The sequence below is a fragment of the Pseudomonas sp. GW704-F2 genome, assembly GCF_059423025.1.
In genome coordinates this window covers 94,543-112,124 of sequence record NZ_JBWKXO010000003.1, presented here as the reverse complement: position 1 = coordinate 112,124, position 17,582 = coordinate 94,543, and the positions used below count along the sequence as shown (strand labels likewise).

At 60.0% G+C, this 17,582-nt stretch carries 15 protein-coding genes; 6 read left to right on the top strand and 9 right to left on the bottom strand.

Annotated elements, in window-relative coordinates; translation table 11 throughout:
* The first annotated feature begins 1,084 nt into the window (after window positions 1–1,084).
* Both AC07W0_RS03915 and AC07W0_RS03910 read left to right on the top strand, forming a co-directional pair.
* A complete protein-coding gene (locus tag AC07W0_RS03915) occupies window positions 1,085–2,017 on the top strand; it encodes a cation diffusion facilitator family transporter (RefSeq protein ID WP_017846339.1) in 933 nt (310 codons plus the stop codon).
* A gap of 596 nt (window positions 2,018–2,613) precedes the next feature.
* Entirely contained in the window at window positions 2,614–2,850 is a 237-nt protein-coding gene (locus AC07W0_RS03910) for a DUF2790 domain-containing protein (RefSeq protein ID WP_169884367.1), read from the top strand.
* A gap of 391 nt (window positions 2,851–3,241) precedes the next feature.
* Here AC07W0_RS03910 and AC07W0_RS03905 read toward each other — a convergent pair whose 3' ends face one another.
* Window positions 3,242–3,373, bottom strand: a complete 132-nt coding sequence (locus AC07W0_RS03905) for a hypothetical protein (protein ID WP_256580711.1) — start codon at window positions 3,371–3,373, stop codon at window positions 3,242–3,244.
* 655 nt (window positions 3,374–4,028) lie between these two features.
* On the opposite strand from AC07W0_RS03905, the gene AC07W0_RS03900 reads away from it, so the two are divergent.
* The gene (locus tag AC07W0_RS03900; RefSeq protein ID WP_046383567.1) at window positions 4,029–4,271 is read left to right on the top strand and encodes a Pathogenicity locus; all 243 of its coding nucleotides are present in this window, start codon (window positions 4,029–4,031) and stop codon (window positions 4,269–4,271) included.
* Between the two features lie 50 nt (window positions 4,272–4,321).
* Here the strand turns inward: AC07W0_RS03900 and AC07W0_RS03895 are convergent, their stop codons facing one another.
* From AC07W0_RS03895 to AC07W0_RS03885, 3 genes are all read right to left on the bottom strand, one after another.
* On the bottom strand, window positions 4,322–4,780 hold the full coding sequence (locus AC07W0_RS03895; RefSeq protein ID WP_017846344.1) for a hypothetical protein: 459 nt from the start codon (window positions 4,778–4,780) through the stop codon (window positions 4,322–4,324).
* 113 nt (window positions 4,781–4,893) lie between these two features.
* A complete protein-coding gene (gene treS, locus AC07W0_RS03890; protein ID WP_102617053.1) occupies window positions 4,894–6,960 on the bottom strand; it encodes a maltose alpha-D-glucosyltransferase in 2,067 nt (688 codons plus the stop codon).
* An 86-nt stretch (window positions 6,961–7,046) separates the two neighbouring features.
* Window positions 7,047–7,814, bottom strand: coding sequence for an AraC family transcriptional regulator (locus AC07W0_RS03885; protein WP_102617052.1), 768 nt, complete (start codon window positions 7,812–7,814; stop codon window positions 7,047–7,049).
* A 196-nt stretch (window positions 7,815–8,010) separates the two neighbouring features.
* Between AC07W0_RS03885 and AC07W0_RS03880 the strand changes: the two genes are divergently transcribed.
* From AC07W0_RS03880 to AC07W0_RS03870, 3 genes are read left to right on the top strand one after another with little or no spacing between them, the layout of a single operon-like run.
* Window positions 8,011–8,937 (top strand): 4-hydroxyproline epimerase, encoded by a 927-nt coding sequence (locus AC07W0_RS03880; protein ID WP_017846347.1) that lies wholly within the window; start codon window positions 8,011–8,013, stop codon window positions 8,935–8,937.
* A 41-nt stretch (window positions 8,938–8,978) separates the two neighbouring features.
* A complete protein-coding gene (locus AC07W0_RS03875; RefSeq protein WP_017846348.1) occupies window positions 8,979–9,926 on the top strand; it encodes a dihydrodipicolinate synthase family protein in 948 nt (315 codons plus the stop codon).
* Window positions 9,916–11,178: an NAD(P)/FAD-dependent oxidoreductase gene (locus tag AC07W0_RS03870; protein WP_079443907.1), complete on the top strand. Its 1,263-nt coding sequence runs from the start codon at window positions 9,916–9,918 to the stop codon at window positions 11,176–11,178. The genes AC07W0_RS03875 and AC07W0_RS03870 overlap by 11 nt, the downstream gene beginning before the upstream one ends.
* A gap of 67 nt (window positions 11,179–11,245) precedes the next feature.
* On the opposite strand, the gene AC07W0_RS03865 is transcribed toward AC07W0_RS03870, so the two are convergent.
* From AC07W0_RS03865 to AC07W0_RS03845, 5 genes are all read right to left on the bottom strand, one after another.
* Complete coding sequence (locus AC07W0_RS03865) at window positions 11,246–12,229, bottom strand: GlxA family transcriptional regulator (RefSeq protein ID WP_079443908.1); 984 nt, start codon at window positions 12,227–12,229, stop codon at window positions 11,246–11,248.
* Between the two features lie 672 nt (window positions 12,230–12,901).
* Window positions 12,902–13,075, bottom strand: coding sequence for a hypothetical protein (locus tag AC07W0_RS03860; RefSeq protein ID WP_173677800.1), 174 nt, complete (start codon window positions 13,073–13,075; stop codon window positions 12,902–12,904).
* A 395-nt stretch (window positions 13,076–13,470) separates the two neighbouring features.
* Window positions 13,471–15,207, bottom strand: a complete 1,737-nt coding sequence (locus AC07W0_RS03855; RefSeq protein ID WP_017846358.1) for an acetyl/propionyl/methylcrotonyl-CoA carboxylase subunit alpha — start codon at window positions 15,205–15,207, stop codon at window positions 13,471–13,473.
* Window positions 15,204–16,805, bottom strand: coding sequence for a 5-oxoprolinase subunit PxpB (gene pxpB, locus AC07W0_RS03850; RefSeq protein WP_102617051.1), 1,602 nt, complete (start codon window positions 16,803–16,805; stop codon window positions 15,204–15,206). Before pxpB ends, AC07W0_RS03855 begins: the two co-directional genes overlap by 4 nt.
* A complete protein-coding gene (locus AC07W0_RS03845; protein WP_102617050.1) occupies window positions 16,805–17,578 on the bottom strand; it encodes a LamB/YcsF family protein in 774 nt (257 codons plus the stop codon). Before AC07W0_RS03845 ends, pxpB begins: the two co-directional genes overlap by 1 nt.
* Between the last annotated feature and the right edge of the window lie 4 nt (window positions 17,579–17,582).

Below are 17,582 nucleotides of genomic sequence, written 5' to 3'. Positions count from 1 at the left end.
TATCCCGGTCTTTTCCGGTTGCAGTCATACTTTTCTCCCTACGAAAAAACCCCGCACAACGGCGGAGATTAGAGGTGAACAGCAGCTTGGTTTACGTGGGCGCGCGGTGCAGTACCAAGATGAATATTGGCAATACAGCTATTGCGACAACGAGTTCCCGCACCGTTATTATTTGACAGCCTCTAGATGGGGCACATCGCTATCATCTGCGCCAAATTACGCATAGCAGAAGGAGCGTGTTAATCGTGTTGAGACCCGCCAAAACTACCAATCGCCACGGATGGGTTTGGGTCTACAGAAAAATCAGACACCTTGGATTCTCTCGTTTTACTGCTTTTTACAGGGTCAGCCTCTACGTTCTACGAGGAGATACCGGAACGTTCAGGTTCAAATATGGCTGGCAAAAATTCCGCTTCCGCCGTTAATTACGGATGGCGCCGGGCTTAAAGGTTTACGCCCGACGCATGCCCTCATGCGAACTTAAAATCCCCCGCTCGTAAGGGCGTGACGGTTCGATTCCGGCTTCGGGTACTATGGATATCAAGGGCGTGCATGATGAACTTCGTGCAGCCCCTTTTTTTTTGAGCCGCAATCATCTGTCCGGCTCCGCAATTCCCCATTCCTAAGCGTCTGGCCAACCGAACACTAGGTCTTTCGCCATGCCCTCACTTTGTAGCGCAAGGTTCTGAACTTGCCGCCCAATACATCTATTACAAACAAATACCCCACGACAATCACATTATTCTTCCGTGCATTTTTCTTGCGCCTGACCGCTTCGGCTCGAGAGATAAAACCCACCCCGCCGCACCGGCCCACCTGTTCTTTAGTGAAGTTGAGAGTCATCCTTATTTGACTCACAAACCCTGCGGCCAGGTGGAAAACTTAGTTACGCGAAGTATTAGCATTTACATCATTACGATCAGACCTAAATACCGATAAATAGGCACTTTTATAACTCATCGCACCTTGCTTTAATTGAGGCAGACGCCTTACCCTCCAACCCCGATAAAAAGCGCAACCAGTACTAAGTTATGGCGCGTCTTACCGCGCGAGACGAGTATCAATTTCAATTAGAGAAATACACATGAATCATCAACAGATCTCTGAACAATCTGAAGACGAGGAATATAGTCAAGTCGCCCGCGCAGCGGCAGCCTCGCGATGCACTTGGATGAGCGTCATCGTCAATATCGCGCTGTCGTGCACACAGATTGTCGTAGGCGTGATGTCAAAATCCCAGGGGCTTGTAGCCGATGGTATTCACTCGCTATCAGACTTGATCGCCGATTTCGTAGTGCTGTTCGCCAGCCACAAAAGCAAGGAGGATGCCGACGAAGGTCACCCCTATGGGCATCTGCGTTTCGAGACCGCCGCATCCATGGTATTGGGCATACTGTTGTTGATCGTGGGCGTGGGCATGATCGGTTCTGCAGTGTTCAAGCTTGAAACCCCTGAATCGATTCCAACGGTACACATTGCAGCCTTATGGGTTGCCATCGCAGCGCTGGTGGCCAAGGAGCTGCTGTTTCGCTTTATGCTGCGGGTGGCCAAAAAAGTTAAGTCTAGTCTGTTGGTTGCCAATGCCTGGCACGCAAGGTCCGACGCCGCCTCCTCCTTGGTTGTCGGCATAGGTATTGTGGGCAATCTGGCGGGCTACCCGATTCTTGACCCGATTGCTGCGCTGGTTGTTGGAGGCATGATCGCCAAGATGGGTTGGAGTTTCACTTGGGATTCATTGCACGACCTGATGGACCGATCGGCTGATGAGCAGGAAGTCGAAACTATCCGCAATACGCTTAAAAATACCCCCGGCATTAAAGGTGTACATGATCTACGCACTCGAAAAATGGGGGACATGATCATTGTCGACGCTCATATCGAAGTGGATGCCTCAATTACCGTTGAGGAAGGTCATGCCATTGCAGTTTGCGCAAGGGAAAATGTGATGCAGATTCATCGTGTTTTGAATCTTATGACGCATGTAGATCCCTGGCACCGCCCCGACCTTGATCATTAACCTGGCGCGACGCCGGCAACACGATCCGCCGACAGGGATAGGGCAAAAGCAACTCGCCAAGCATCACAGACATATCACGAATTTTTCACACAACACTTGATTGTCCAAGTACCGAAACAAACTTAAGCCTGCGAAATACTCTCAATTATTTTTATTCATGAGCGCTTTAACCAGAACGCTTAAATATTGAAATAACAGGCCAATAGTATTAATTCAAACCACCATCACTTAATGCTGAGACGCTCGGTTTTGAGATTCGTACTACCCCCAACCCCATGCTTTCTCACGGCACTAAACAAGCGCAAGTTCGCGTCATCGACAGGAGCAGAAACCGAGTGTATCGGCTGGGGTGGCTACCAGGCGCCGGAGTGAATTATTACTTTTTCAACAACAATGCTTTCCAGTCTTTGGGATTTATCAAAATCGCCATAGGCATAAACTAAACACAGCTTCCAAACAAAGCGACGAAGCGCGAATCCATAGGGTCCAAGCAAACCACCCTCCCGCGCCTCGTAGAGCCTTCGGCCATAGCCAATCCGACTGAAGACGTAAATCGTTTGCATCGTTGGGACACTGAAAAAATGAAACTGTTTAAAATGTTGATTGCTGCTTCTTTTGTAATGCTGGGTAGCCAGATGGCGTTTGCCGATGAGCCTGCCGTTGAGCAATACAGCTACAGCTCGCACCTCGACATTGCCAAAGTGATTCACATGGACTCCATCCCTGACAATGTCTGTGCCGTAGTCCCTGTCCAGATGACCTACCTGGACCACCAAGGTCACGTACATGTCATGCAATACAGTGTCATGGCTAACGGTTGCTCCAACAGCTAACAGAGTCCCGACAAAGCCTGCCTGATGACAGGCTTGTTAAAACGCCCCACAGGGGCAAGCTGGGGGAAGTTCCCAGCACTATTTCCCGCCCTCTGCATCGGTGATGCAGACTAACCCCGCCCAGTGCGGGGTTTTTTATGCGCCGACAAAACCAAGCCAAGCCCAAGGAGCGCCAACTGCTGAAGCGGCGCTGCTCGATGAAAAGGCCTGGAACACGTCCAGGCCTTTTTCGAGTCGAACAACACTCGATTGCGTTCTATCAGCCAGATTGATCGGGTGTCACGTCATCCCGAGGTTGAGCCCACTCTAAGTTACGGTCGCCGGCATCCTCCAACGCCATCCGCCTATTCGATACGACGGTATCCAAGTTGTTGACATGGATCGCCTTGTTTCACCTGACTGAACTTACATCGTATTTAGCGGCAAGTGCTTTGACCTGTGCCAAACAAACTAACGGCGAAGTCTCTTCACGGCTGCCGCCTTCGGCAATAATTGCGAATTTCCACGCATCAAGATCCATCATGTGTTGGGCTCTGACGCGTCGGACCTTCTTGTGATCGCTCTTTATATAATGTATCTCGTAATCTGCCTGCATAAGTACCTGGCATTGTCTTTGATTATCACTCTTGCGTTGAATGTGCCGCGACGGAGCCCCTCAGCTTTTGAAGTGACAATCAAGCCAGTGGTCCAGCTCAGAGGCGGAATGGCGTTCGCGCGCGGGCACGTGGGCCAGGCTTTCCGCGACCCGGAGTCTGTTTTCCGGGCTCGTGTCATAGCCTCTGGTTATTAAGAAGATCTCAATATACTCGGAGGGACTAATGACTTTACTGTCGCCCACGAGAACCGCTTTTACATTGGCTTTTTCGTGAAACTGGTTTTTATACGTATATTCCAATTGGCTCACCTTTTTAAGAGGGAATTTATTTCCCTACTTCAAATATGATCCTGTTTTTGCGGATCGACTCCAAAGTCAGCTATTTTATTTTTTAATGGAGAGTGATTTAACAGTCAAAAATGTAACGTTCTTTATATGGCTCTTCAGCGCACAAAAACAGGAGGCCCGCGTGGCGCTGTCGTCGATAGCCGGGGAGTTCGATATACCCAATCAACAACGACCTATTGAGGCACTCTCCAGTATCCGGCACACTCCCGCGACTCTTGGAAAAAGGAATTCACCGATGCCATTCTCATTGGAAGAAAGAACAGCGTTGCTCGCACTCAAGGGGGTAGGCCCCACGGTGATTACCCGGCTTGAACAGATGGGCATTGAATCGCTGGACACACTCAGCCAATCCAACGTGGGGGACATCCTCGCCCAAGCCTCTGCGGCATTGGGCTCGACGTGCTGGAAGAACAGCCCACAAGCGCGCGCGGCCATCACTGCGGCCGTGGCGCTTGCGAGACGCAACCCGCAGCGGTAAACGCGTTCAAGCGCCTCCCCCAGGGGTTGCTTGCTGACTACCTGCGCGGTCTAGCGTGGCTTCATCGCAGACAGCACGATTGATTCAACGAGACGCCGAGCAGCGACAAACTTGTGTTCGCTTGGCGTACTCCACTCGTTGTAGAGCACCGGGCCTTTGTCACTCACCCAGACATCGCCATCTTTCAGAATGCGGAACGCCCAGATTTCTGGCCACGCTTCTCTCCCCTGCTCGTCCAGCGTGTGCTTGCGAAGCACCACGCGACCAAAGGTGCCGCTGCCCTCATTGGCATAGAGCAGATTCGCTCTGATCAGGCCGAAATGACCTTCAAGCTGGAAGTAACCCTCTGGCGGAACGGTAAAGCTCACGCCAAAACGGCTGTGCGTAGATGTGAAGAGTTCAGAAAGACGCGTTCGCAGGCCTTCAGTGTACTTGGCGACTTGCTCGATATCCTGGACGACATGTCCGATACCATTCAGCGACTCTTCAGCATATGCATCAAACAACATGGTCGGGTTTCCTTTATGGCTGGATGAGCGTCGTGTCGGGTTGCCCTCAACCCGTGTGCCAACCTGCACCCAACCAGTTTGGCGGCTCGGTGCCGGTCATCACTTGATCTGCGCTAAAGCATCGGCGAACTGCTGACCACTCGCAACGCCAACCCTTCATACGCGTCCAGGGTAATGGTGAACGCCCCTTCGGCCGTCAGATCGCCCTCGACCCGCTCATTGATGATGTCCACCACCGGCCCCGGCGCGATATTGGGCAGGTGCAGGGTTTCGGTGATCGGCGTGCTGCCGAAGTTCAACGCGGTGATTTGCGTGCCTTTACCGGCCGGCAGTTCGTGGACCATGACCAACAAGCCAGGATGTTCGACGTCCGGCACCAGGATCTGGCGACTGGCCGCGATGTCATAGGCACGGCGCACAGCGAGGATTTTCTGCAACTGGGAGGCGAACGAGTCCGGGTCCTGCAATTGGCGGTTGAGGCTGCCGTACAGGGTTTTCGAACGCGGCATCTGCCCCGCCGAAAGCTCGGCCTGCGGGTTCAGGTCCACCAGGTCGTAGGCGCCGCGGTGTATCCAGCGGGTATCGCCATCAGTCATCAGGTGCGCGACGTCATCCGCCGCCAACGGTAATGCCCCGACCAGGTCCCAGCCGGACAAGGCGAACACGCCGGGCTGCATGGCGTTGTACATCACCAGGAGCAAATGGATCTGGCGAATCTGCTCGATATCGGCCGGCGTGATCGCCGCAAGGTCACGAATGCCGAGGGCCGCCGTGATGATGCTGGCGGTGGTGCAGGACACGCCATTGGTGACGAACTTGAGGTTGTACGGCGCATGTTCGCCGGCCAGGCGCTCGTACATCTGCTCGCGGATATGCTCGCGCAGGATGTTGCCGGGAAATGTCTGACCCTGGTAGAGGAAACTGTCATGGGCATGCAGGGTCCAGAAATGCACGAGTTCCAGGGTCAGTTCGTCATGGTTTTGCAAGGCATGGATCAGCGAGCCGGGGTCGATGCCGAGGTTGTGCATCTGGCGCAGCATCAGGCGCAGGAACTCCGTGTCGCCCATCAGCAACGCATGCTGATAGGCCGGACGCGTGATGAAGTCGTAGGAGAGATCAGCACCGCCGTGGGACATCGACGCGATGTCGTCCAGCGTCAGGTTCAGTTCCTGGAAGCTGAAACCGCCAGCCTTGCGAATCGCGCCGCCGAGCAATTGATTACCGGTGATCGACAGCGGATGGCTTTCCGACCAGGCCGTGCCGTCGAGCTTGCGCTCCACACCGAGGAAACCGTTGGCGTCCAGGCGCAGGATCTTGGCGCCCATCACATCGATCGCGTGCAGCGCATCGCCAATGATCATCTGCTGCGCGGCGAAGGATGGATCGAGCCAGTTAAGCGACGGTTGGCCCTCCTTGAAGTAATGCAGGTAGACCCAGCGCCGCGGCTTGCCATCGACGCCGATGACCACCGGCGTGGTGCTCCAGTCGGTTTCCTTCACGCCAGGCTCGAAGAAAATCACCCGCTGCAACTGGCCGACGATGTAGTGTTTATCGCGCAGCGCGTCCACCTGCAGCGGGATGAGGTTCTGGGCATCGCGCCCGTCGGCGACCTCCGGCAGCAACGGCCAGTCTTCCTCGCGGATTTCCACCATGTGGTAGAGCCCCGGGTAGTCCTCGTAGGCCATCTCGGCCAGGCGGAAATCCGCGCCCTTGCCGGTGTGCGAGGGGATCACATCGTCGATGATCACCGCATTGTGGGCCGCCGCCATGCGTGTCAGCGCCTGCAACTGCGCCTCGGTGCCCAACTGCGGGTCGATGTCGAAGCTGATGCGGTCGAAATTGCCATCGATGGTCGGCGTGTGTTCCGCCCCGGCCAAGCCGCCGGACTTTTTCAGCGGACCATTGTGAATACCCTGGATACCGATCTTCGACAAGGCATGCCACAGCGCCTCATCGCCCAGCGCTTCGAGCACCGTGCCGTTTTCACGGGTGACAATCGACGCCGGGTACGCGGTGAACCACACCGACGACAAGGCCGAAGCGTCACGCGGCCGGGTATGTGCATACGGCTGTTGCCACAGGCGCCCTTGCCCCGAATAGAGCTTGGCGCGCTGGCGCGCCGCGTGCAGCATCGACTGTTGCACCAGCCAGTTCACATGATCGTTGTCAGCCGCCGTCATAAGCCCATTACCTGTCGTCGTGAAAAGGTTACTCGTAAGCATAGGAGCGGCGAGCGGGGCTATTCGTTGCATCGCAATGCCGGCGGTTAGCCCAACTGACGGTACTGCCTCGGGGTAAATCCCGTCGACGCCTTGAACTGGCGGCTGAACGCACTGTGGTCGGTGTAACCGCACTGCAGCGCGACGTCGGTGATCGGCAGGTCGCTGTGCAGCAAGCGATGGGCGTGCTCCAGGCGCACTTTCTGGATCATCTGCCGCGGCGTCAGGTGGAACACGCGCTTGCAGTAGCGCTCCAGCTGCGCCACCGAGATCCCGGCGATACGCGTCAGTTCGCCCAAGGTCACGCGCCGATTGAAGTGCGTGCGAATGTGCGCGTCCACGGCGGCCAGGCGTTGGTAGGCGGGGTGGGTTTCGCTGGCCGATTGCAGGTCGACGGAAATGCCGGCCAGGCCGATGATCTGCCCGACGTGGTTGTACAGCGGCCACTTGTGGGTCAGGCACCAGCCCGGTTCGCGGCTGCCATAGAGATGCAACTCGAGCTGATCCGCCAATACAAACCCCTGCTCCAGCACGCGCCGGTCCTGCTCGGTATAACCCGGCCCCAATTGCGCGGGGAACACCTCGGCGCTGGTTTTGCCGAGCAACGGTTGCAGTTGCTTGAGCCCGCAACGCTGCACCAGGGTGCGGTTGGCGAGCACATAGCGGGCGTCGAGATCCTTGATGAAAATCGCGGCATTGGGGATCACGTCGAGCATCGGCAGCAGTTGCATGACGCCGGCCAATAACTGCTCGATACTCTGCGGGCGATTCGCCTCGCGCCCTTGGCACAGGGCTGCAAACGCACTCTGCAACATCACTCCGCCCCCCTCTTTGCGCCTCGACGTCCAACAGATTGCCCCATGCACGGGATGCTGTCGAGCGTAGAAAACTGTGCTGAATTCGTCATCCAACCCGGCGCAAAACATCAATCGTCGCAGCGCTGACGCGTTCACGATATGGCCACTGCATGCCTATCCCATCGGCCAGGCTCACCCCTGAACGGAGCGTGTCATGAAACGACTGCACGTCATCGACTCTCACACCGGCGGCGAACCGACGCGCCTGGTGATGGACGGATTCCCCGCACTGGCCGGCAACAGCATCGCCGCACAACTCGACAACCTGCGCACCCACCACGACGCATGGCGCCGCGCCTGCCTGCTGGAACCGCGGGGCAACGATGTGCTGGTGGGCGCCTTGTATTGCGCGCCGGTCACACCGGGCGCCACCTGCGGCGTGATCTTCTTCAACAACGCCGGCTACCTCGGCATGTGCGGCCACGGCACGATCGGCCTGGTTGCCTCGCTGCACTATCTGGGGCGCATCGAGCCGGGCGTACACACCGTCGACACGCCCGTCGGGCCGGTGGCGGCCACACTGCATGCAGACGGCGCCGTGACCCTGCGCAACGTGCCCGCCTACCGTTTTCGCCAACGGGTAGCGGTGGAGGTGCCGGGGCATGGCGTGGTCCATGGCGATATCGCCTGGGGCGGCAACTGGTTCTTCCTGGTGTCGGAGCACGGCCAGGCGCTGCAGATGGATAACGTCGACGCCCTGACCGACTACACCTGGGCGATGCTCAAGGCCCTCGAACGCCAAGGCATCTATGGCGAAGACGGCGCACTGATCGACCATATCGAGTTGTTCGCCGATGACGCCCACGCCGACAGCCGCAACTTTGTCATGTGCCCGGGCAAAGCCTACGACCGCTCGCCCTGCGGCACCGGCACCAGCGCCAAGCTCGCCTGCCTGGCCGCCGATGACAAACTCGCGCCGGGTGAAACCTGGGTACAAGCCAGCATCACCGGCAGCCAGTTCGAAGGCCGCTATGAATGGGACGGCGAACGCGTGCGCCCGTACATCACCGGTCGCGCCTACATGACCGCCGACAGCACCCTGCTGATCGATGCGCAGGACCCTTTCGCCTGGGGCATCTGAGCCCTGCATGGTTTGACTGAATATTCCAAGGAGTTAGCCCAATGAGCGACACCATCTTCACCGGCTGCATTCCCGCACTGATGACCCCGTGTACCGCCGCGCGCAAGCCGGATTTCGACGCCCTCGTCGCCAAGGGCCGCGAATTGATCGATATCGGCATGAGCGCCGTGGTCTATTGCGGCTCCATGGGCGATTGGCCGTTGCTCACCGAAGCCCAGCGCCAGGAGGGCGTGGCACGCCTGGCCGCCGCCGGCGTGCCGACCATCGTCGGCACCGGCGCGGTCAACAGCCGTGAAGCGGTGTCCCACGCGGCGCATGCGGCCAAGGTCGGCGCCCAGGGGTTGATGGTGATTCCCCGCGTGCTGTCCCGTGGCGCTTCGGCCACCGCGCAAAAGGCCCACTTCGCCGCGATCCTCGACGCTGCGCCCCACCTGCCGGCGGTGATCTACAACAGCCCCTACTACGGCTTCGCCACCCGCGCCGAGCTGTTCTTCGAGCTGCGCCGCGAGCACCCGAACCTGATCGGCTTCAAGGAGTTCGGCGGCGCCGCCGACCTGCGCTACGCCGCCGAACACATCACCTCCCAGGACGATAACGTGAGTTTGATGGTCGGCGTCGATACCCAGGTGGTACACGGCTTCGTCAACTGCAACGCGACCGGCGCTATCACCGGCGTCGGCAACGCCCTACCTCGGGAAGTGCTGCAACTGGTGGCGCTGAGCAAGCAAGCCGCCAAGGGCGACGCCAAGGCACGTCGCCAGGCCCTTGAGCTGGAGGCCGCGCTGGCGGTGCTGTCATCGTTCGACGAAGGCTGCGATCTGGTGCTGTATTACAAGCACCTGATGGTGCTCAACGGCGACCATGGCTACGCCCTGCACTTCAACGAAAGCGACCAGCTCAGCGCTGCCCAGCGTCGTTATGCCGAAAGCCAGTACGCGCTGTTCCGCCAGTGGTACGCGAACTGGTCGGCGGAACAGAATGTCGCTTGAAACCCCTAGCGCCGACATCGCCGTAGTCGGCGCGGGCATCATCGGCGTCGCCTGCGCCTTGCAGTTGGCACGTCAAGGGCGCCAGGTCGTCGTCATCGACGCGCAGCCCCCCGGCATGGGCGCCTCCTATGGCAACGCCGGCCACCTGGCGAGCGAACAAGTGTTCCCCATCGCCGACCTGTCGATCCTCAAGCGCTTGCCCACGATGCTGATGGACCCCATGGGCCCGCTGCGCCTGGACTGGAAATACCTGCCCCGCGCCCTGCCCTGGTTTGCGCGTTTGCTGCTCAACCTGCGCCCGGCCAGCTACCGGCGCACGGTCGCCGGCATTCGCGCACTGAACGAAGGCAGCCTGGGCGCATGGCAGCGCCTGCTGCAAGGCATCGACCGGCCGGAGCTGCTGCGCGAAGACGGCTCGTTGCTGGTGTTCGAGCGTGCGGATTCGCGAGGGGCCATCGACGCGCTGCAGCAACGGATGGCGCAGCAAGGCGTGCCGGTGGCGTTCTGGTCGGCTGACACCATTCGCAAGGCCGCGCCGCAGTTGAGCGAGCACATCCAGGGCGGGCTGTTCTTTGCGGGCACCGGGCACTTTCTCGATCCCTATCAGGTGGTGTGCGAACTGGTGAACGCCGCCACAGCCAACGGCGTGCAATTCCTCACCCGCCAGGTGCTGGGCGGGCAAGTCGACGCCCAGGGCGTCACGCTGACCACCGATCAAGGCCCATTGGCCGCACGCCAGGTGCTGATCGCGTGCGGAGCCCACTCGGCGAAACTCACCGCCGCCTTGACCGGCAAGCACGTCCCCCTCGACACCGAACGCGGCTACCACCTGATGCTGCCCCACGAACATGAACGCCTGCCCTTCGCCGTCACCTCCCTGGAGCGCAAGTTCATCATGACGCCCATGCGCGGCGGCCTGCGCCTGGCCGGCACCGTGGAATTCGCCGGCCTGGAGCGCCCGGCGAATATGCAACGCGCCTGGCAGCTGCATCGCCTGAGCAAAGGGTTGTTCCGGCAAGACCTCAATGCGCAGGACGCGACACCATGGATGGGCTTCCGGCCCTCCCTGCCGGACTCGCTGCCGATCATCGATCGGGTCGCCGACGGCAAGGTGTTGCTTGCGTTCGGGCATCAGCATCTGGGGTTGACGCAGGCGGCGGTGACCGCGGAGCTCATCGCGCAACTGGCTTCGACGCGGCCGCGACTGTCGGGTTTGCCGGAGTTGGAGGGGTATCGGTTGGCGCGGTTCTGAAACGTATGATGAGAATCAGCACTCCGTGATCATGACTCGTCACACGAAAAATCCAACAACCTCCACGCTACTTGACCAACCTCTTTTCCTTCGACGGCCTGTAGCCGAAATACGAGCTATAACACTTGCTGAAATGACTCGGCGAAACAAACCCGCACGCCACCAGCACCTCCACCTGCGACAACTCAGTGTGTTGCAACAGCCGGCGCGCCTCGGTCACCCGCAGTTCCATGTAATAGCGCTGCGGCGTGGTGCCCAGTTGTTCCTTGAACAGCCGTTCGAGCTGGCGGCGGGAGCGGCCGGCGTAGACGGCGAGTTGGTCGAGCTCCAAGGGTTCTTCGAGGTTGGCGTCCATCAGTTTCACCACCTCGCGTAACGGCGCGCTGACGCAGATGTTTTCCGTCGGTTTGATGCGCCGGTAGCGGGACTCCTCGAAGGCCAGGATATCTTCGATACCTTCGACCAAGGCCTTGTCGTGCAGGCCCTTGATCCAATCCAGCGCCATGTGGAAAGCGCCGGACGGACTCGAGGCGGTCAGGCGGTCGCGGTCGATGACATACGGTTCGCTGGTGACGTGGGCCGCCTTGGACACTTCCGCCAGTGCCGGGCGATGTTCGGGGTGGATGGCGCAGCGGTAGCCCTGCAACAGGCCGGCGCGGCCGAGGAACCAGGCGCCGTTCCATAAGCCGGCCAGGCTGACGCCCTGCTCGGCGGCATTGCGCAGCAGGTGGATGAAGTCGTCGCTGGCCTTGAGTTCGGTGCGAAAGCCGCCGCAGATCACCAACAACTCCAGCGTTTGCAGGGCCGCCACGTCGAGGCGTGCATCCGGGCGGATCACCAGGCCCAGATCGCTGATGACTTCGCCGTCGCCCCAGCCGAACGTGCGCGATGCGAACAACTCGGGGCGCAACAGGTTGGCGGTGACGAAGGTGTCGAGGGTCTGGGTGAAGGCCGGCAGGGAGAAGTGTTCGAGCAGCAGGAAGCCAACGCGGGTGGCCGACGCTGGCTGGCCGGGTGTTTCATTGAGGTAGCGCAGGTTCTTGCCTTTCATGCCACCGCTGAATTGACGTCTTTCCATCGAGGGTCGGCCCTCTCTTATTGTTGAGGCTGTGGGCGCCATCTTAGGGGGAAATGCTGCGGCTGTCTCAGGTGGCGCGCCGTACCCTCAAGACATGGCTCACCTGCTGATCTTGATAAACCCAGCCCTCTCCAACCCCCCGGGCCAAAGCGTTGCGCGCGCATCTGATACGGTTTTTTCTTTACTATCTGCGCCTGTATCGAAATGTCATCGAGGCGGACAATAGGGCCACTCCCGACACCCTTGTCGAGCGCGACAGGAATGTTCCTGCCGCCCCCTTCCCTTCGGAGGCCTTATGACCAAGATGGCAATTTTCCTGTTTGGCTTTTTGGTGCTGACCATTGGCATCGGTCTGCTGGCGACCATCTCGCCCGTTTGACGTCAGCGCAACCCCGACCCTCAACTCAAAAACAGCCTCGGGTACAGCGACAGCACCAGCAAACTGGCCATCGACACATTGGCTCAAGCCTTTCACAAAGCTTTCACAGGTGAACGCCTAGTGTTGTTTCAGCTCCTAGAGAAACACCTTTTAGCCCGCTCTCCCCATCGCGGGCTTTTCTTTGCCCGTGATTTAAGCCGGGCAAAAAAAAGGCAAGCCACGCCTCATCAAGATGAATAGCGTGGCTTGCCCCAATAAGCCGTTACTTAACGCAGGCCGGGACCGCCCGGACCGCCATGGCCACCGCCATGGCCACCGCCCTGACCGTGGCCACCACCACCACCACCACCACCACCCGGCGGCATGAATATCCAGCAGCCCGACAGGGACGATAACAACGCGACAATCAGTGCCGCCTTAGTTAGATTGTTCAACTTCATCACAACACTCTCTAGTCACAGGCTTTAATGCTCGATGAATAAGACCGTTCAAAATGAAGTGCGTCACGCCTATCGTGTAACTTGATGGTATTGAATGTATTGGAAAGGTTACACGTAGTTATCTACCAGATTGCGCAGCGTTGTGCCTTGGAAGGCATAGTTGGAAACATGAAAGTGAGAATCCGCGAGTGGCTCAGCAGGTCTGGTGGAATTAGCGCTACGCTCTGGCGGTGACGAACACCCCGATGCTACTGCCATAAAAGCAACTAAAGCTGTCCGTTTCATTTGAGTTGCAACATCAATCATTTATCCACCCCATCTAAAAAATCACAACCTTCAACAGCGAATAATTCAGTCGTCTTGAGCCGAGCCCTGGGCGAGCGAGTCGACTCTCATCAACTCACAATTTTTGCGATTGCAATGCCTGCGGCGACGGTCGAGCCCACGGACACCGTTAGGGTGATGCGTCCTGCGCGGTGTGCCGTGACTTGCATTTCCATCTTCATCGCCTCCATGGATGCGAGGGTGTCACCCACAGCCACGTTGTCGCCGTCGGCGACGTTCCAGGACTGCAGGGTGCCCGAGATCGGGGCTACAACGGCGGCGGCATCCGTCGAAATGGAAGACACATCAGCCCCCTCGCGCTCAGCAGACGGCGCAGTGGAATGTAGCCCTCGCAGCAGTTCAGCCGGCAACCCGAGCGCAATCCTTCGGCCATCGATCTCCACGGCCGTGCGTACCAGTGCGATATCGGCCAGCGGTTCAGGCCGTACAGCGGCCGCCAGCGTGTCGGCAAAATCTGTCTCGATCCAGCGCGTATGCACGCTGAAAGCATCGGCTGATGTGAAATCGGCGTGCGCCATCACCGCTCGGTGAAACGGGAGCACCGATGGCACCCCTTCGATTCGGAACTCCTTCAGCGCCCGACGCGCGCGGGCTATAGCCTGGGCACGGGTGGCGCCAGTAATGATCAACTTGGCCATCAGCGAATCGAATGTACCTGGGACGGTAGAACCCGACTGCACGCCGGTATCGACGCGCACGCCGGGCCCCGACGGTGCCTCGAACAGATGCACCAACCCCGGCGCGGGTAGAAAGCCGCGCCCCACATCCTCGGCGTTGATGCGAAACTCGAAAGAATGACCGCGCGGCTTCGGCGTCTCGGTGACCGACAGCGGCAAGCCATCGGCGATGCGCAGTTGCTCGACGACGAGGTCGATTCCCGTCGTCTCTTCGGTCACTGGATGCTCGACCTGCAGGCGCGTGTTGACCTCCAGAAACGAGATTGTTCCGGAAGGACTCAACAGAAACTCGACAGTCCCCGCACCGACGTAGCCTGCCTTCGCGCACACATCGCGCGCCGATTGATGGATGCGCTCACGCTGTTCATCACTGAGGAAGGGCGCGGGGGCTTCTTCCACCAGCTTCTGGTTGCGCCGCTGCAACGAGCAATCGCGCGTGCCGAGCACGACGACATGGCCGTGCGTATCGGCGATCACCTGCGCCTCGACATGACGAGGCCGATCGAGGAACTGTTCAACGAAACACTCGCCACGGCCGAAAGCAGTGACCGCTTCACGCACCGCCGACTCGTACAATTCGGCTACTTCGTCGAGCCGCCATGCGACCTTCATGCCGCGGCCGCCACCGCCAAAGGCCGCCTTGATGGCGATCGGCAGGCCGTTCTTCTCGGCAAAGGCCACGACCTCCTGCGCATCGCGCGCGGGCTCCGACGTGCCAGCCACCAACGGCGCACCGACAGCCAGGGCGATCTTGCGCGCCTGCACCTTGTCACCCAGTGCCTCGATGGCTGCCGGCGAAGGGCCGATCCACTTCAGGCCCGCGCCAATCACGGCCCTGGCAAAAGTTGCGCTTTCCGAAAGGAAGCCGTATCCGGGGTGTACCGCGTCGGCGCCACAGCGGTCGGCCACGGCGAGCAGCTTTTCGATGTTCAAGTAGGTGTCGGCCGGGCGCTGGCCGTCAAGGCCGTAGGCCTCATCGGCCATGCGAGCGTGCATCGCGTCGATGTCGGCGTCGGCATACACCGCGACGGATTTCACACCATAATCGGCACAGGCGCGCACGATGCGTACAGCGATCTCGCCGCGGTTGGCGATAAGAACTTTCTTCATGGGGTTTCTCGCAGGTCGGAAGAGAGGGCCGCGGTGAACGCGCGTATGGGGTTGAAGCGCACCTGCGCACCGATGGGGATCTGCCCCGCACGGTCGAGGTGGTAAGGGGCGACAGCGCCGATCACTGGGTAGCCACCGGTCAGCGGGTGGTCGGCAAGGAAGAGCACGGGCTGGCCGCTTGGCGGCACCTGAATCGCGCCCAACACGGTGCCTTCACTGGGCAGTTCGGCGATCTGTGCGCGCATCAACGGCGTTTCACCGGCCAGACGCAGGCCGACGCGGTTCGATTGCGGCGTCACAGTCCACAATTGGCTCGCCAACAATGCAATGGCCTGCAGTGTGAACCAGTCGGTGCGCGGCCCCATCACGACATCGAGCACCACGGTCTGCGTCGTCGTCGGGAGATCGGCACGAGGCGTTTCGGGCGCGCCAACGATGGAGCCATGCGTGACCACAGGTACCGGCAAAATGTCACCGGCTTTGATGGGCGGCGGACCGACCTGCGCGAGCGTGTCTGTCGATCGACTTCCGAGCACGGGCGCGATCGCGAAGCCACCGCGCACCGCCAGGTAGCTGCGGATGCCGGCACGCGGGTCGCCAAGCGATAGACTGTCGCCATCAGAAAGTGCGATGGCTTCATGGCCTGGCACACGATATCGAGCGCCGTTCGCACGCGTGAGTTCGATCGGCGCATCGGCACCGGTGAAGGCCACCACCGTGTCTGCGCGGCTCGTGATTTGGAAGCCACCGTAGACGATCTCGACGCAGGCCATGTCGCTCGCATTGCCGACCAGACGGTTGGCCGCGCGCAGTGCGCCCTTATCCATCGCCCCTGAGGCGGATACGCCCTGCCCGGCCAGACCCTCGCGCCCGAGATCCTGGAACAGCGCCTGCAGGCCGGTGCTACGGACAACAAGCGCCGGACCATTGTGGAGCGGAACCTCGACGGGGCCAGGCGACGGCGCTGGCAAAGCTGAAAGCTGCCGCCCTGAAACATCGACGAAACGTACCTTGAAGCCCGGTTGCAGCAGCGCCGGCACGTCACGGCTTAGGTCCCACATCGGCGTGGCAGTCACGCCGATGATCTGCCACCCCCCCGGACTGGCCTGCGGATAGACGCCGCTGAAAGCGCCGGCCAACCCCACGGCGCCCGCGGGGATGCGCGTGCGTGGCGTAGTGCGACGCGGCACGTTGAGGCTTGGGTGGCCGCCGCTCAGATAGGCGAACCCAGGTGCGAAGCCAGTGAAGGCAACGGTGTAGTCGCAGCCGGTATGGCGGCGAATCACCTCTTCGCGCGAGAGATCAAGCATCTGCGCGACCTCGTCAAGGTCCTCTCCTTCGTAGGAGACCGGAATCTCCACGCGAGTGGTCGCACGCTCGATCTGCGCCGTGAGGTCGCGGCGGCTGATGCGCGTGACGAGTTCATCATGCGTCACCGTGTTAGGCCGGAAGTGAACCATGACCGTGCGCGCGGCCGGCACGAGTTCGACGATGCCATCGATGGGCTCGGCCTGTAGTGATGCAAGCAGCGCCAGCGTCTGCGACAAGTCATCCAGCTCGACCAACAGGGCGTCGAGATTAGCCGGCAGAAATCGCATCACGGTACGACTCCCATGTCGACGAAAGGAGCGACCTTGACGCCCGAACGCTCAAGCAGCGCACGCACTTGCCGCGCCATCTCCACCGCGCCTGGGCTGTCACCATGCACGCAGACCGAATCGGCCTTAAGGCGCACGATGCTGCCGTCAATGGCCGTGACCACACCCTCGGTCGCCAGGCGTAGCATGCGCTCGGCAACATCCCGTGCATCGTGCAGCACGGAGCCCTTCTCGCGACGGGAGACCAGCGAACCGTCCGGCATGTAGGCGCGATCGGCAAAGGCTTCGGCCACAGTGCTCAGCCCGCTTGCCTGCGCCCAGCCGAGTAGCGGCGAGCCGGCCAAACCGACCAGCACCAGCGACGGGTCGATTGCGCGGATGGCGGCAATCACGTCGTGTGCCTGGCGCTTATCGTGCGCGATGGTGTTGTAGAGCGCTCCGTGTGGCTTGACGTATCGTACCGACGTGCCGGCCACCACAGCCAACCCCTTCAGCGCGCCGATCTGGTAGATCACGTCAGCCTGCAGGTCGGCGCTTGCCACGTCCATTTGGCGGCGGCCGAAACCGACGAGGTCGGGATAGGCGACGTGCGCGCCTACTGCCACGCCGCGCTCCGCCGCTTGACGTAGCGTCCGCAGGATACCGGCGGCGTCGCCAGCGTGGAAGCCGCAGGCCACATTGGCACTGCTCACGATGCTGAGCATCGCGTGGTCGTCACCCATGCGCCAGGCGCCCAGGCTTTCACCCAGGTCACTATTGAGGTCTATCTTCATGTTG